Below are 15,964 nucleotides of genomic sequence, written 5' to 3' on the forward strand. Positions count from 1 at the left end.
CCATCCGCTGATCTCGAACGGTGAGTAGTGAGCAATGTTTGTACGTAACATTGCTCACTACTCACCGTTCGAGGTGGTTAAGGGCCGTTACACCGGGTCCGGCTCACCCAAAAGGTCGTCCAAATCGTCCGGTTGCTGAGATTGCACTGCGGTGGAATTACGTCGGCGCCAGACTGCCATGACGATCAGGCCAAGAATCGCCAGTACCGCACAAATGGCACCCACAATGACGAAGCCGGCCCAAGGACCGATGCGGTCAATCATGACGCCGGCGAACGGTGCGCCCATGGCATTGCCAATAGTCATGGAGGATCCGTACCAGCCCATGGCCTCGCCACGACGCTTTTCACTGACTAGATCAGCAATATGCTCAGCACTTGATGTCAGCACTGGCGCGCAGAGCAGACCGGGCAAAATGGACAGCAATCCAAGGGTCCAGGCGTTGGTGGCGAATCCCATGGGGATGATCAAGATGGCCATGGCACCCAGTAGCCACAACGGGTTGACGGAACGTTTTAGGGCACCGTAAACGACGCCGCCCACAATGGAAGCGCCGCACCAGAAGAGGAAGACGATACCAAGATCACCGGTGCTGTCGTTGAAGTTCATCAACGCGACCATGCCAACGTTGACTCCGGTCAGCACCAGTCCGGCACCCAGTGACGTAGCCAGAATGGCCAAGACGGCAATATTGACCCAGCGCAGGTTGTGATGGGTGCTCCCCCACCAGCGGGCGATGATGTTCTTCCCCGTTAGATCTGGGGCTTGTTGGTCTTCTACGGGGTCAGATGGCTCCGCGAGCACGCCGCCCACGGAAACGTAGGATCCCTTGTGACCGGTGCGAGTGGGCGGATTGAACCACATCAAGAAAATGCCAGCCAGCGACGCGCTCACCCCAATGACAACCAGACCTAGCACGGTATTGTTGGTGGCCAACATGACACCGGCCGCCGGGCCGATCATGAATGTCAGTTCACCACCCATGGAATCCAGAGCGTAGGCAGTTCGGCGTTGTTCCGGCGGGACCATGACACCCAGGGCCTGGCGCACCACGGAGAAGATGGGGACGGCAAACAGGCCCCCGATGAACGCGGCCGCGAGGAGCAGCTGAAAGTTCAAAAACGGCGCGGTGCCCCACACCGTCACTTCGGCAATAACCGAGGGGATCAAGGCCCGGCGCAAGCCGTAACGGTCCACCATTCGTCCACGCCACGGCGCACCAATCGCGATACCGATGGTGACTGCTGCGGCGACCAACCCCGCTGCTGCGTAATCCAGCTCCATGGACTTGACCACGTGCAGAGTCAAGAGCACGCCTGCCGCAGCGTGCGGAATACGTGCCAGCATGGCCACGATCAGGAGTCGGCGGACGGATCCAACCGCAAGGATTTCGCGGTAGGCAGCAAAATTCACGGTGTTTACTTCTCTCTTGGTATCCATCACAAGAGAGCGTGACGCTGCTCCTGTGTGGTTTAGGTCTGTGGGTGCTGGAGCTGCAAACGAATCTGGATGGAATCAACTGCTGCAGCAAAATATTCGTTGCTGGCCCAATATTCTTGCAGGCGGGTCAAAAGGTCATTCACTTGTTGCTGATCAAGCCCAGGCAATAACGTCAGGGTGACACACAGTTCCGGTCCGGTTCCGCCGCCTTGCACCCGTTGCGAGTGTTCGCCCTTAGTGCCCCAGAGGGATTCTATGCCCTGCCCGGCACTGGCGGAAATATCCGTCACGGCTGTGTGAGCTACGGCCGACACGGAGTCGCGGAGGACATTTTCAACCGCTACATCCCCATAGCTGGGTTGCCACTGTTGTTGCTGCGCCAGCGCCCACATGGCGGGGCGGCGGACCACAAATGGACGTTCGGAGCCAGGATCTAACACCAGCAACGCAGCCTCCTCGGCCACCGCGGACAAAGCTGCACGGGCTGCATACACTGCCACCGGGCGCGCCTCGGGATGCCACCGGGTGAGTGCTTCTGCGTTAGTAAAGACCGGCAGGGCACGCCGTCCATCGGGACCATTCAGCGTCACCAAGGCCATATCTGACTCTTTGTCCGAGACCAGGCCGTTCTCGCCCACTATCTGCTCTGCGAGTTGAGCGACAATCGGGATGAACACCCGGGCGGTGGCCAGTGAGGCAACTACCTCCGCTTCGCTGCCGTCACCAGCGGCAAGGGCTTGGAGGGCTGCGGCAAACCCGGCGTCTGTAGCCCCGTCGTCGGTGTCAAAGTTGTGGTACTTTTCCTGTGCAGGAAGGTCACGGCCGGCCCACGGCTGCCCGGCAGAATCGGTGCTACCACCAGCACCAGCTAGTGCGGCGGCAATATGTCCGGGCAGCACCTTCTTGGGCATCTCAGTCATGATTTAGCGGCGGCCTGCAACATCAAGGGCCTGCGGGAGCGTGAACGCGCCGGAGTACAGCGCCTTGCCAACAATGGCCCCTTCAACACCTTCGCCAACCAATTCGCGCAGGACGCGCAGGTCTTCGAGGCTGGAAATTCCGCCTGAGGCCACCACCGGCTTGGAGGTGCGGGTGCACATTTCGCGAAGCAGTTCCACGTTGGGCCCGCGCAAAGTGCCGTCCTTGGTGACGTCGGTAACCACGTACCGAGCGCAGCCAGCATCTTCAAGGCGAGCCAGGACCTCCCAAATGTCCCCACCTTCCTTGGTCCAGCCACGGCCGGCCAAGGTGGTGCCACGAACATCGAGTCCGACGGCGATCTTGTCACCAAAGCGGTCAATCACTTTCGCGGTCCACTCCGGGTTCTCCAGAGCAGCCGTGCCGAGGTTGACGCGGCCCACACCCAGTTCCAGGGCGGCTTCCAAGGTTGCATCATCGCGCAGACCACCGGAGAGCTCAACCTTGATATCCAAGGCCTGCACCATTTCGCTCAGCAGGTGCACGTTGGTACCGCGGCCAAAGGCTGCGTCCAGGTCAACCAAGTGAACCCACTCGGCGCCGTCGTTCTGCCACTTCATGGCTGCTTCAAGCGGGGAGCCGTAGCTGGTTTCTGAGCCAGCCTCGCCCTGAACCAGGCGCACGGCCTGGCCGTCCACAACGTCGACAGCGGGCAGCAATTCCAAAATGGGGGTGGTCATGGGGTCCTCAACGGTATGTGTACTGCGGGTGGAAACTACGGGACAAGTCCCCGCGGAGTGGCCGCGGGATACTACGTGAATCGAGAAGAGCGTGGAACCAGAAGAATGTGAAACTAGAGCGTGAGCATGTAGGCAGCCACGAGAGACATGGCGGCCAGTGCGGCAAAGCAGATGGGGATCCAGCGGGCAGCTTTCTGCTGGTAGAACGTGTAGCATCCACCGATCAGCAGGCCAGCCAGTGCCATCAACAATAACGAATACATCAGCTAGCCACCTTGGCCAGGGACTTGACCCAGTTACGCAGCATGCGCGCCCCGGCGTCACCGGACTTTTCCGGATGGAACTGCGTGGCGCACAAGGGGCCGTTTTCCACGGCCGCAATGAACGGTGCACCGTGCTCGGACCAGGTCACCATGGGTGGGCGCATTTTGGGCTGCAGCACTTCAAAGTCCCACTTCTGGACACCATATGAGTGCACAAAGTAGAACCGCTCGGATTCCACGCCTTCAAAGAGCATGGAGCCCTCCGCGGCTGTGACAGTGTTCCAGCCCATGTGGGGAACCACTGGGGCAGGCAGCAGCTCCACAGTCCCGGGCCACTCCCCCATGCCTTCGCGGTGGGTACCGTGTTCCACTCCGGCGTCGAAGAGGATCTGCATGCCCACGCAGATACCCAGAACTGCGCGACCACCAGCAACACGACGGCCGATCATCCGTAGCGCATCGACGGCTTTGAGTTCGTCCATGACGGAGGCGAAGGCGCCCACGCCAGGCACGACCAACCCGTCGGCGTTGAGAACATCTTCTGGCTTGGCGCTGAGTGTCACCACTGCACCGGCCCGTTCTAGCGCACGGACAGCGGAGCGGATATTGCCCGAGCCGTAGTCCAGCACCGTGACGGTGGGCTTGTCAAAGATGTCTGTCTCTCTGATGTGTGTCTCTGACACGCCGGAGCTCACAAAAGTCCCTTCGTGGACGGAATACCGGTGACGCGGGGATCGGCTTCAACGGCCGAGCGCAGTGCACGGGCAAAAGCCTTGAACTGCGCCTCAACAATGTGGTGCGGATCCCGGCCAGCAATGACAGTCATATGCAGGCAGATCTGCGCATGCAAGGTGATGGCTTCAAACACGTGGCGCGTGAGCGATCCGGTGAAGTGACCACCGATCAAGTGGTATTCCTGGCCGGCGGGCTCTCCACCGTGCACCAGGTAGGGGCGGCCGGAGAGATCAACCACGGCGTTGGCCAGGGCTTCATCCAGCGGTACCGTGGCTTCGCCGAAGCGGCGGATCCCGGCTTTGTTACCCAGGGCCTCCTTGAGGACTTCACCCAGGGAAATGGCCACATCTTCCACCGTGTGGTGAGCGTCGATGTGGGTATCGCCAGTGGCCTTGATATTCATGTCAATCAAGGAGTGCTTGGACAGTGCCGTGAGCATGTGGTCGTAAAAAGGAACGGAGGTGTCAATGTTTGACACGCCGGTTCCGTCGAGATTGATCTCCACCATTACGCTTGACTCGCTCGTGGCACGCTCCAGACGGGCGGTGCGTCCCTGGCCGGGATTCGAGCTGTTCTCAGTCATTGCGGCAGTCCTTTGTTGGGGTGCGCCCTCTCAACCGGCAGTGACCGGGCAGGGAGGGACGCGCGAACGTATCGGGTGTAGTAGTACCAGTTTAGGAGGGAAGCGTTGCTTATGCCCAACCAGTCCCCTGCCGGCGAACTTTTAGCTGACGTTCGACGGCGGTTCCTCCTGAGGCGAGCATCTCACCAGCCTCTGAGGTGTCTCGCCAACAAAGCCACCTGGTGAGTGGCTCGAGGCGGGCCACTCAGGGTGGCAGCGACTGGTTGGCGAAGTGTTAGGCGGCGAGGAACGCGCGCAGTCCATCGAGGAATGCCGTGGTCTCAACTTCGGTTCCGGCGGTAACGCGCAGGTGCCCTGGGATGCCAATGTCGCGGATGAGCACTCCGTCAGCTAATAAGGCCTCCCACAACGCGTGCGGGTTTTCCACACCACCAAAGAACACAAAGTTTGAATCGGAGGGGGCCGGGGTGAAGCCCAGTTCCGTCAGCTCATTGACGATCCGGTCACGTTGGACCTTGATCTGCTCCACGTTGGCCAGCAGCGAGACGGAGTTGCGAAGCGCAGCAACGGCCGTTGCCTGGGTGATGGCGGAGAGGTGGTAGGGCAGACGAACCAGGCGCAGGGCGTCGGTTACTTCCGGCGCGGCAGCCATATACCCAAGCCGCGCACCAGCCAAGGCAAAGGCCTTGCTCATGGTGCGTGAAACCACCAGACGGGGGCGGCCTTCAAGCAGACTCAGTGCGCTATTGGTTCCGGTGTGAGCGAATTCTGCGTAGGCCTCGTCAACAATGACGATGGTTTGAGATGCCTCACCGGCCGCATAAACGGCTTCAACAACGTCCAGACCCAGTGCGGTGCCCGTGGGGTTGTTGGGTGAGCACAAGAAGACGATGTTCGGGGCCTGCTGGCGGACCTGTTCGGCTGCAGATTCTGCAGAAAGGCTATAGTCCGGCGCCCGGGTTCCTGCGATGTATCCGGTTCCGGTGCCGCTGGCGAGCAGGGGGTACATGGAGTAGGTGGGAGGGAATCCCATGACGGTGCGACCCGGTCCTCCGAACGCCTGCAGCAGTTGCTGGAGCACTTCATTGGATCCATTGGCGGCCCACAGGTTTTCTTCCGTCAAGCCATGACCCAGATATGCGGCCAGTTCTTGGCGCAGGACGGTGAATTCCCTGTCAGGGTAGCGGTTGAGGCCGTCAAGTTGTTCTGCCACGGCTGCCAGGATTGCTTCCTTGGCGTCGGCAGGAACTCCGAAGGTATTTTCATTGACATTCAGCAGGATCGGAACATCAAGCTGGGGCGCCCCGTAGGGGTGCTGGCCTCGCAAGTCGTCACGAAGCGGTAACTGACGTAAGCGTTCAAACTGGTCCATACCCTCCAGCATATTTGCTAGCCGGGTCAAAGTTGGAAACGGCGACACAATGCGGACACGTATCCGCTGCGCGCACGCTACTTCGGGATGGGGACGTAGAGCCGCTGGCCGGCCTGTAGAACGCCTGTGCCTAGATCGTTCAGCGCAATGATCTCCCTGACAACGTGGCGAACATCCCGCGTGGGGTCTGCGGCAGCAGCGATGCTCCACAGGCTGTCGCCTTGCAGGACCGTCACCGCCACTGCATAGTCAGCCATGCTCACCGCCTGCTGTTCGGCGGAAGCATGCGCGGGGCTGGCCAGGGATCCCGTCAGGACGGCCAGGGCTAGGAACAGCACCAGCGCCGCAGCGACCATGGCGGGGATTCCAAAGAACAACAAGCGGCACCTACGGGTCAGGGCGAGCCCCGTTCCAGCCGAGTTGCCGACGGAAGCCTTCCTGCTCGCGAGTACTGCGGCGGGAGCCACTCTGCCCTTGGAAGGGGACATGGTGGCGCCCGTGGAAGCGCCAAAGGATGCGTGGGATACAAGCATTGCATTCATGACTTCTGGTCCTTTCACAGTGGATTCCGAACCCCGTGGCCACCTGCACCCATCGGATCAAAAATTCCACACTCAACATCTTCGATAGAACGTATGTTCTAATTTGTTCTAGTACAGTTTTAGCATCTATTGACGACGCTTGCCAAGAGCAAATAGAACAAATGTTTGAAATTCACCTCTTAGTGGCTTAAACTTGAGGAACTAAGGATTGGCCGCTTGATGCAGTCCACCAGCAGGCACTGACATTGTTCAGGGCAGCCACGAAAGGACCGACGGAACCATGGCGCTTCCAGACCCGCCGCACCGCATTCCCCAAGCACCCAGCCGAGCTGGCATGAAGGGGCTGACGGTGCGGCAAAAGAAGATTCTTGAATGCATCCAGCGATGCATCGCCGACAAGGGCTACCCGCCGTCGATGCGTGAAATTGGCGATTCCGTGGGCTTGGCCAGTCTCTCCAGCGTCACGCACCAGCTGACCCAACTCGAACGCCACGGCTATCTGCGCCGCGACCCCAAGCGGCCCCGGGCCATGGAAGTGCTCATCCCGTTGGTGCTGGACAGCGGCACCGTGTCCATTGAGGGTGTCAGTGCCCCGAAGAATTTGCGCAGTTCCAACGGCCTGAACTTTGCCGAGCTGAGCAGCTCCTCGGACACGGCATATGTGCCGCTCGTGGGACGTATTGCAGCCGGCGGGCCAATTCTGGCTGACCAATCAGTGGATGACATCATGCCGTTGCCGCGCCAGATTGTGGGTAGCGGTGAGCTCTTCATGCTCAAGGTGCAAGGTGACTCCATGATTGACGCCGCAATCTGCGACGGCGATTGGGTTGTGATCCGCCAGCAGCCAACCGCCAACAACGGCGACATTGTGGCCGCCCTGCTCGAGGATGAAGCCACGGTCAAGACGTTCCGTCAGCGTGACGGTCACACATGGCTGTTGCCGCAGAACACGCGCTATGAACCCATCCTGGGCGACCATGCCACCATCATGGGCAAGGTCGTCTCGGTACTCCGTAGTCTCTAAGCAGTAACCGGTAGCCTGCCGCCTTGAGCAACTACGGAAGAAACCCTAAAGCACCCCTCCAGCTCATAAGCTGGAGGGGTGCTTTAGTTCGTGCTGCTACTTGCCGGAGAGGCGCTTCAAGGCGGCCAGGGCAACGCTCCGGTCTTTGGTGGACCAGAAGGGTGGCAAGGCCGCTCGCAAGAAGCCACCGTAGCTGGCGTTGGCCAACCGGGAATCCAGCACGGCCACCACGCCGCGGTCTTGGCTGGAACGGATCAAACGGCCCACACCCTGGGCAAGCCGGACGGCTGCATGGGTTGCCGAGATGGCGATGAATCCGTCGCCTCCGCTTTGCGCAACGGCACGTGCGCGGGCTGTGACCAGCGGATCGTCAGGTCGCGGGAACGGGATCCTGTCAATGACCACTAGGCGGCACGACGCACCCTGGACATCGACTCCCTGCCAAAGCGACATGGTGCCGAAGAGGCAGGTGTCCGGTTCATCGGCGAACTGCTTGATGAGCCCGGACATGGAGGAATCACCCTGGCACAAGATCTTAACCTTGAGCTTCTTGCGCAGTTTCTCGGCGGCGTCCTCTGCGGCACGCCTCGACGAGAACAAGGCCAGGGTTCCGCCGCCTGCTGCGTTAATCAGCGCCTCGAGTTCATCCAGCTGTTCAGGTGACATCCCGAAGCCGGGCTTCTGCAGGTGGGCGGCAACATAGAGCATGCCCTGCTTGGGGTAGTCGAACGGTGAACCGACGTCTGCTCCGGTCCACTTGGGCGCACTGGGACCCAAAAGCCCCAGCCCGCCGGCAGTGGCTTGGAAGGACTCGCCAATGGCGAGTGTGGCAGACGTGAGCACCACGGTTCGATCGGCGAACAAGCCTTCACGCAGTTTCATCGCCACGCTCAGGGGAGCAATGTTGAGGACAGCCGGTTCGTTTTCGTCGGCCTTCTGGTAGCCCTTCCCTGGTGCAAACGAGCCCGGACGCGAGGCCCACACTACTTCCCGGGCGTCATTGGCCACCATGAATCGTTCGCACAAATCGAAGATTAGGTTGAGCCTGGAGCGGGCAATTGAACGTCCGCCGTCCGCTGCCGAGTTGCCTTCGGGTTTGGAGTCAGACAAGGCAGCCCGGACAGCATCACGCAGTTGCTCCACCGCCTGAGACTGCATCTCATTCAGGCCATTGGGGAACAACCCCTCAGGTATTCCGGCCAAAGCCAGGTCCAACGCCGCAGCGCTGGAGTGCAAGGCGTCGACGGAAACTGCCGTGTGCTTGCGCGTGCTTGCTGCCGCGGCCTGCACCATCTGCACCGAAAGCTGCCCCGTAACTGCACCCGTCACGCGGTCTTGAAGCTCGTGAGCTTCATCAACCACCACCACGTCATACTCGGGAAGCACCGCAATGCCTTCAAAGGCGCTGATGGCCAGCATGGCGTGGTTGGTAACCACAATGTCGGCCTGGGCTCCACGGGCGCGAGCCAGCTCCGAGAAGCATTCGGTGGCCATGGGGCACTTCTGTGCACCCAGGCACTCCATAGAGGAGACTGAGACCTGCCGCCAGGCCTTATCCGTGACGCCAGGAACCAGCTCATCACGGTCGCCTGTGTCGGTTTCCTGCGCCCATTCGCGCAGGCGCACCACTTCCTTGCCCAACTGAGATGTTGGGCCCGAGGTGGCTCCCGGGAGGTGCGCCACGCTGCTGTCCTCGCCCAACGTGAACAGCGCACCTTCCCCCGTGTCTTCTGAAGGGAACCCGCCCGCCAGTTTCTGCTGGCACACATAGTTACTGCGGCCCTTAACCAAGGCCACGTCGATAGGACGCGGCAAAACCGGTTTCAGGGCAGCCAACAGCCGGGGCACGTCGCGGCCAACAATCTGGGCCTGCAAGGCCAGCGTGGCCGTGGCAATCACGGCCGGCTTTTCACTGGTCAGGGAATTGACAATCAGCGGAATTAGGTAAGCAAGGGACTTTCCAGTGCCCGTGCCGGCCTGAACCAACAGGTGGTCTCCGCTCTCAATGGCGGCGACCACCCGGCGGACCATTTCATGCTGACCGTCGCGGCGTTGACCACCCATGGACTCAACGGCCCGGTCCAAAAGTTCCAGAGCCTGCTGAGACAGCTCACTATCAGGCATGCTGGACAAACGGTTCAACCTCTGCAGCCAAATCTTCCTTGACACGAGCATGGACCAAGGTGCCGTGCTCGCCATGTTCTAGGCTGACGATCTCAGCATCACTGCGGTGCAATCTGTTCAGTACATCGCCGCGGTCATAAGGGACCAACAGGGTCAGCAAGACGCTGGGGTGCGGGATGCCTTCGCTGATCTGCTCCAGCAGCTCCTCAATGCCCTGTCCTGTCCTGGCCGAAACCACCACGGAGCGAGATTCACGCTGACGCAGACGCTCAACCACAAACGGATCAGCAATATCAACCTTGTTCAGGATGATGATTTCCGGGATCTGCAAGGCCCCGACTTCGGCAAAGACGGTGCGCACGGCGGAGATCTGACCTTCGGGGTCAGGGTGGGAGGCATCCACAATGTGCAGAATCAAGTCAGCGTCGGCCACTTCTTCCAGAGTGGAGCGGAAAGCCTCCACCAACTGAGTGGGAAGGGCGCGCACAAAACCAACAGTGTCCACCAAGGTGTACCCCAGGCCGTCTGCGGTCTCCGTCTTGCGAACCGTGGGATCCAGCGTTGCGAACAGTGCGTTTTCCACCAGTACGCCAGCGTCCGTCAAACGGTTCAGCAGCGAGGACTTACCGGCGTTGGTGTAGCCGGCAATGGCCACCGATGGCACACTGTTGCGCTTACGGTTGGCTCGTTTGGTTTCCCGAGCAGGGGCCATGGCTGCGATCTCACGACGCAGCTTCGCCATGCGGGTTCGAATCTTGCGGCGATCCAGTTCCATCTTGGTTTCACCGGGACCACGGGAGCCAATTCCGCCACCGGCAGCACCCACTCGGCCACCGGCCTGACGGGACATGGAATCACCCCAGCCACGCAGACGCGGCAACAAGTATTCCATCTGTGCCAATTCAACCTGAGCCCGGCCTTCGCGGGACTGGGCGTGTTGGGCAAAAATATCCAGGATCAACGCGGTGCGGTCAATGACCTTGACCTTGACCACTTCTTCTAGCGTGCGGCGCTGGGACGGGGCCAGATCACCGTCAATAATCACGGTGTCAGCGCCAGTGGCGTGCACCATTTCCTTGAGTTCTTGCGCCTTACCCTGGCCCAAGTAGGTTGCCGGATCGGGCTTGGCCCTGCGCTGGACCAATCCGTCCAAGACTTCCGAGCCTGCTGTTTCGGCCAAGGCCGCCAATTCACGCAGTGAGTTCTCGGCATCGGCCATGGTTCCGCCGGACCACAGGCCCGCCAAAACAACGCGTTCGAGTCGAAGCTGGCGGTATTCGACCTCTGTGACGTCCTCGAGCTCGGTGGACAGGCTCGCCCGACGGCGCAATGCGTTGCGGTCTGCCAGCTCACTTTGATCGCCATCAAAGATGCTGTGCTGGAAATTCAGAGTAGAGACAGCCTGAGCACGGCCCTGCAACGGACGGGTTGCGGGCTCACCTGAGAATGGGTCTTGCGCGTCGAGCTCCTCGTCTTCACGCACGGCACGGGAAGAGGCCGCGTCTTTGGCCAAGATGCGGTCAATCACGGCTTCGATTTCCGCAACCGAGAGAGATTCTTCCCCTGAGCTCTGGCCCTGTGAGGGTGCCGTGTTTTCCCCGTCCAGGGGCAGCTCATTACTCTCGGAACCATTGTGTGCAGATGCGTTGGACATATTCTCCTTATAGGCGTTTACCTTCAATCGTAGTCCGCCCCACCGACACTCACACCTTCACCCACCCTTTTCTGTGGATAATCACACGTGCGCATGTGTTCCGCTTAGGCGTGCCTAGATACACAAAGCCTCCCTGGGGCACTAATCTGGCATGACTATGGGTACTCAGGGTGCAGATCACTATTTCAGTTCACAACCGTCAACTCCGATGAAACGCCGGCCACTTCGCGTAGTTTTGGCCGGCGAGGAGCGCAATCTTCACACGGCCGGGGGCATTTTCAGCCCCGATGGCGTGGACAAAGGCACCATTATCTTGCTCAACGAAGCGCCGCCGCCGGCCGCCACGGGGAACCTCTTGGATATTGGCTGCGGCTGGGGCCGATTGCCTTGACGCTGGCGCTGCGCTCCCCCGCATCAACGGTGTACGCCGTGGACGTCAACGAGCGCTCCATCGAGCTGACCCAGGACAACGCCAAGGCGCTGGGTCTGGACAACGTCAAAGCGTCAACTCCCGAGGCCGTTGCTGAGGATCTGCGTTTCAACACCATCTGGTCCAACCCACCCATCCGCGTGGGCAAGGCCGAGCTGCACTCAATCCTGCTCATGTGGCTGCCCCGCCTGGCCCACAACGGCGCGGCCTACCTCGTGGTGCAAAAGAACCTCGGCTCGGATTCGCTCCAGCGCTGGCTGAGTGCAGAACTCACCGAGCAGTTCCCCGAGGCTGGCTTTACAGTAGCCCGAGATTCCACGAACAAGGCCTTCCGGATTCTGAAGGTCACCCGCACCAAACCCTGATTTCTCGCCCCCGAAGTTCTCGGCGCTGAGCGGTCATCGCCAGTGACTTAGCAGGGGTCTAGGCACCGAGCCCGTCGGCAAGAACACCTTCAGCCACCATGACGGCGGGCCCACTCAGTTCCACGTGCTCGCGACCGCTGGGGCCCATGAAGAAACGCACGCCCACCACTCCGCCGGGAATGGCCACAGCCCAGTTATCCGGGGCCGCACTACCTGCCCAGAAGCGGGTCGCGGCAGCGGCGGCACAGGCGCCTGTCCCGCAGGAAAGAGTCTCCCCCACGCCACGCTCGTGGACGCGCATGCTGATGTGTCCGACGTCGTCCATCACCAAAGGTTCGGCGGGCACCGCAAACTCAACATTGGTCCCGTACGGGGGCTCCGGGGTGACGGTTGGGGCCACGGTGAGGTTGGCGAGGGCCAGTTCGGCCAGATCGGCCAGCGCCACCACGGTGTGCGGGTTGCCCATGCTGATGGACAGCGCGGGGCGGCTCACCTCGATCCCGGACGCTTCCACGAGCGAATCGCTGCCGCTCGGGGCCTCCTCGGGGTGGATGAAGGCCCACGGGCCCATGTCCACCCGGTAGCCCTCGGGGGTGCGCGCCACCACCTTGACGCCGGCTCGAGTGCCGATGACCAGCTCTTCGCCGGCACCCAACTCCACGAGCCCCTGCGTCACCAGAAAGTGGACGAAAACACGCACGCCGTTGCCGCACATCTCCGAGATGGAGCCGTCGCCGTTGAAGTAATCCATGAACCATTCGGCATCCGGATTTGCCTCCAGCAGCGCCGTACCCTCAGGAATGTGCCGGGACTTTACGGCCCTGATCAGGCCGTCGGCACCAAGTCCGCGGCGTCGATCGCACAGCCGGGCAACCTGTTCCGGGGTCAGTTCGCGTTCACCCTGAGGATCGGCCACCAGCACAAAGTCGTTGCCGGTGCCGTGGCCTTTTCCAAAGCGCATGCCTGTCAGGGACGTTGAAAGCGTAGTCATGGATTAAGACTAAAGCACCTCACGCACGACGCCGTCATCGGAAGCTTCTGAGCGCGGCTCACCTATGCTGTGACGCCTCGGGTCCGTGGTTCCCTTAGGCTCCAGGCTGGCTGGCGGCCTTGACATGTGCCGCTGCCGCCTCACCAAGGTCTTTTTGGGACCAGTCAAGCCATTGGACGCGCGGGTCAGCCCGGAACCAGGTGAGCTGGCGGCGAGCAAACTGGCGGGTAGCCACAATGGTCTCCTCAATGGCTCGTTCCACGGTTGACTCGCCGTCCAGGACCCGCAGGAACTGCTGGTAGCCCAGTGCCTTGTGGGCGGTGCGCCCCTCCCGCAGTCCCTCAGGGATGAGAGCTTGAACTTCATCGAGCAAGCCCGCATTCACCATGGTGCGAACGCGAGCTTCCAGCCGCTTGTGCAATTGGGCACGATCACCGTTGAGTCCGATCTGCACGGTGGGGCTTACATACTTTCGTTCCGGCATGAAGGAACTGAAGGGGCGCCCCGTGAGCGCATGGACTTCAAGGGCTCGGACCACACGCTTGCCGTCATTGATCCGGGCAGCGGAGACGGGGTCTACCTCATGGAGACGCTGCAGGAGCACGGCGAGGCCGTCCTGCTCCAGTTCGCGTTCCAGGGCGGCCCTGAGGTCCGGGTCAGTGCCGGGGAACTCCAAGACGTCAATGGCTGCCCGGTTGTAGAGTCCTGAACCGCCCACCAGGATGGGCAGCTTGCCACGGGAACGGATGTCCGCAATGGCGTCCCGTGCCAACTGCTGGAAGGCAGCCACCGTGGTGTCTTCCTTGACGCTGAGGAAGTCCATCAGGTGATGTTCTACCCCGCGTCTCTGCGCGAGCGGGAGCTTGGCCGTACCAATGTCCATGCCCCGATAGAACTGCATCGAATCAGCGTTGATGGCCTCACCGTTGAAGCGCTCCGCTAGGGTCAGTGCCAATTCCGATTTTCCCGATCCCGTGGGGCCAACGATGGCCACCAAGGGCAGGAGGGCAGCCCCATCACCTGCGGGGTTGCCCAGCTTCTGGGTCACGCTGACCGAACCGGAAGCGTCGGCATGCCCAGACTGACTGCCGGCCGAACGCCGTCGGAGGTTCCCAGGGCAGCGGGCACGCCACAGGAGTCTGCCTGGGCCAGGTCCCAGGCATCGCCCGCGCGGGAGCGGCGGAGCTGGTAGTCGGCCAGGTCAGGGTCCGCCACGAGGTGGAAGGCAGCGGAGTCGGTGATGGTCACGGTGACCAGATCGCCGGGGCGAGGGGCCTGGGCTCCCTCCGGAACACTGAAATGGACCAGCCGCTGATCGCGGGCGCGCCCGGAGAGGCGGTTCGTTTCGGCGGCCTTACGGCCAGAGGCGGCGGTCACCATAACCTCGACCCTGGCACCAATTTGCAGGGCGTTTTCTTCCGCGCAAATCCTGTCTTGGAGGGCGGTCAGGCGCAAGAAGCGTTCCTGAACCACTTCCTTGGGCAACTGATCGGGCAAGTCCGCAGCAGGTGTGCCGGGGCGCTTGGAGTATTGGTAGGTGAAAGCGGTGGCAAAGCGGGACTTTTCAACGACGTCGAGCGTGGCCTGGAAATCTTCCTCGGTCTCGCCCGGGAAACCAACAATGATGTCAGTGGAGAACGATGCGCCGGGGATTTGCTGGCGCACCTTGTCGAGAATGCCCAGGAACTTGGCCGAGCGGTAGGAACGGCGCATGTCCTTGAGGACTTTGTCCGAGCCGGACTGCAGTGGCATGTGAAGCTGTGGCATGACATTCGGGGTAGCGGCCATGGCGTCAATGACATCGTCGGTGAACGCGGCCGGGTGCGGGCTGGTGAAGCGGAGCCGTTCCAGGCCCTTGATCTCCCCGCAAGCGCGCAGAAGCTTGCCGAAGGCCAGCCTGTCGCCAAATTCCACGCCGTAGGAGTTGACGTTTTGTCCCAGCAGCGTAATCTCGATGACGCCGTCGTCCACCAAGGCCTGGATTTCAGCCAAGATTTCACCGGGACGGCGGTCACGTTCCTTGCCGCGCAGCGACGGCACAATGCAGAAGGTGCAGGTGTTGTTGCAGCCCACGGAGATACTGACCCATCCGGAGTACACCGAATCGCGCTTCGTGGGGAGCGTGGAGGGGAAGACTTCCAAAGACTCCAGAATTTCCATCTGGGCGTCGGCGTTGTGGCGGGCGCGCTCCAGCAGGACAGGAAGGGCTCCCACATTGTGGGTACCAAAAACCACATCCACCCAGGGAGCGCGTTTTTGAATGGTGTCACGGTCTTTTTGGGCCAAGCAGCCGCCCACGGCAATCTGCATGCCGGGGTTGGTTTCCTTGATGTGTGCGAGCATTCCGAGGTTGCCGTAGAGCTTGTTGTCCGCGTTCTCACGAACAGCACAGGTGTTGAAAACAACAACGTCCGGGACGGCGTCCCCATTTGCGTCCACAATCCGGGCGGGGCCAGCATCTTCGACGGCCACCATGCCAGCGGACTGCAGAAGTCCGGCCATGCGCTCCGAGTCATGGACGTTCATCTGGCAGCCATACGTGCGCACCTGATAGGTGCGGGGATGGCTGCTGGGGCTTACTGGGCTGGCTGGGCTCGCGGAAAAATCAACGATGTCTGGGATCAGGCTCACCCATCAAGCTTAAGACCAACGGTCATGGATCGGCTAAACGGTCCGGTTGGCGGGAGGGAGTTGGGCCCGGGCCCACGCACCTCTGGACCCGAAACGAGGCACGAGCTTTGGGAGGCAATAAGGCCCAAAGCTCGATTGGCCCACGCTCGCCA

General features: G+C 61.2%; 14 protein-coding genes and 1 pseudogene. 2 read left to right on the forward strand and 13 right to left on the reverse strand.

Features of this window, described 5'->3' with window-relative positions; translation table 11 throughout:
* Positions 1-87: 87 nt before the first annotated feature.
* The 8 genes from AS189_RS14970 to AS189_RS15000 form a co-directional block, all read right to left on the reverse strand.
* Positions 88-1,440, reverse strand: a complete 1,353-nt coding sequence (locus AS189_RS14970) for an MFS transporter (protein ID WP_237759874.1) — start codon at positions 1,438-1,440, stop codon at positions 88-90.
* A gap of 32 nt (positions 1,441-1,472) precedes the next feature.
* Positions 1,473-2,360 carry an SseB family protein gene (locus tag AS189_RS14975; protein WP_062290609.1) on the reverse strand — a complete coding sequence of 296 codons (888 nt, stop codon included), beginning with the start codon at positions 2,358-2,360 and terminating at the stop codon, positions 1,473-1,475.
* A 3-nt stretch (positions 2,361-2,363) separates the two neighbouring features.
* Positions 2,364-3,098 carry a bifunctional 1-(5-phosphoribosyl)-5-((5-phosphoribosylamino)methylideneamino)imidazole-4-carboxamide isomerase/phosphoribosylanthranilate isomerase PriA gene (gene priA / locus AS189_RS14980; protein WP_062290612.1) on the reverse strand — a complete coding sequence of 245 codons (735 nt, stop codon included), beginning with the start codon at positions 3,096-3,098 and terminating at the stop codon, positions 2,364-2,366.
* 113 nt (positions 3,099-3,211) lie between these two features.
* Positions 3,212-3,361, reverse strand: a complete 150-nt coding sequence (locus AS189_RS20405) for a hypothetical protein (RefSeq protein ID WP_193393488.1) — start codon at positions 3,359-3,361, stop codon at positions 3,212-3,214.
* On the reverse strand, positions 3,361-4,044 hold the full coding sequence (hisH, locus tag AS189_RS14985) for an imidazole glycerol phosphate synthase subunit HisH (protein WP_237759875.1): 684 nt from the start codon (positions 4,042-4,044) through the stop codon (positions 3,361-3,363). The genes AS189_RS20405 and hisH overlap by 1 nt, the downstream gene beginning before the upstream one ends.
* 8 nt (positions 4,045-4,052) lie before the next feature.
* Positions 4,053-4,679 (reverse strand): imidazoleglycerol-phosphate dehydratase HisB, encoded by a 627-nt coding sequence (gene hisB, locus AS189_RS14990; protein ID WP_062290619.1) that lies wholly within the window; start codon positions 4,677-4,679, stop codon positions 4,053-4,055.
* 274 nt (positions 4,680-4,953) lie between these two features.
* Positions 4,954-6,051, reverse strand: coding sequence for a histidinol-phosphate transaminase (locus AS189_RS14995; protein WP_062290623.1), 1,098 nt, complete (start codon positions 6,049-6,051; stop codon positions 4,954-4,956).
* Between the two features lie 77 nt (positions 6,052-6,128).
* Positions 6,129-6,593, reverse strand: coding sequence for a LysM peptidoglycan-binding domain-containing protein (locus AS189_RS15000; protein ID WP_237759876.1), 465 nt, complete (start codon positions 6,591-6,593; stop codon positions 6,129-6,131).
* Between the two features lie 280 nt (positions 6,594-6,873).
* Between AS189_RS15000 and lexA the strand changes: the two genes are divergently transcribed.
* Complete coding sequence (lexA, locus tag AS189_RS15005) at positions 6,874-7,617, forward strand: transcriptional repressor LexA (RefSeq protein ID WP_062290626.1); 744 nt, start codon at positions 6,874-6,876, stop codon at positions 7,615-7,617.
* A 96-nt stretch (positions 7,618-7,713) separates the two neighbouring features.
* Here lexA and AS189_RS15010 read toward each other — a convergent pair whose 3' ends face one another.
* A complete protein-coding gene (locus AS189_RS15010) occupies positions 7,714-9,741 on the reverse strand; it encodes an ATP-dependent DNA helicase (RefSeq protein WP_062290629.1) in 2,028 nt (675 codons plus the stop codon).
* Positions 9,734-11,395 carry a GTPase HflX gene (gene hflX / locus AS189_RS15015; protein WP_082634340.1) on the reverse strand — a complete coding sequence of 554 codons (1,662 nt, stop codon included), beginning with the start codon at positions 11,393-11,395 and terminating at the stop codon, positions 9,734-9,736. The genes AS189_RS15010 and hflX overlap by 8 nt, the downstream gene beginning before the upstream one ends.
* A 157-nt stretch (positions 11,396-11,552) precedes the next feature.
* On the opposite strand from hflX, the pseudogene AS189_RS15020 reads away from it, so the two are divergent.
* Positions 11,553-12,190: pseudogene (locus AS189_RS15020) on the forward strand (class I SAM-dependent methyltransferase).
* A gap of 58 nt (positions 12,191-12,248) precedes the next feature.
* Here AS189_RS15020 and dapF read toward each other — a convergent pair.
* The 3 genes from dapF to miaB form a co-directional block, all read right to left on the reverse strand.
* Positions 12,249-13,181, reverse strand: a complete 933-nt coding sequence (gene dapF, locus AS189_RS15025) for a diaminopimelate epimerase (RefSeq protein ID WP_062290631.1) — start codon at positions 13,179-13,181, stop codon at positions 12,249-12,251.
* Positions 13,182-13,275: 94 nt separating this feature from the next.
* On the reverse strand, positions 13,276-14,229 hold the full coding sequence (gene miaA, locus AS189_RS15030) for a tRNA (adenosine(37)-N6)-dimethylallyltransferase MiaA (protein WP_237759877.1): 954 nt from the start codon (positions 14,227-14,229) through the stop codon (positions 13,276-13,278).
* A complete protein-coding gene (gene miaB, locus AS189_RS15035; protein ID WP_424581591.1) occupies positions 14,226-15,803 on the reverse strand; it encodes a tRNA (N6-isopentenyl adenosine(37)-C2)-methylthiotransferase MiaB in 1,578 nt (525 codons plus the stop codon). The genes miaA and miaB overlap by 4 nt, the downstream gene beginning before the upstream one ends.
* Positions 15,804-15,964 lie beyond the last annotated feature (161 nt).

The sequence above is a fragment of the Arthrobacter alpinus genome (genome assembly GCF_001445575.1).
Classification (GTDB): Bacteria; Actinomycetota; Actinomycetes; order Actinomycetales; family Micrococcaceae; genus Specibacter; species Specibacter alpinus_C.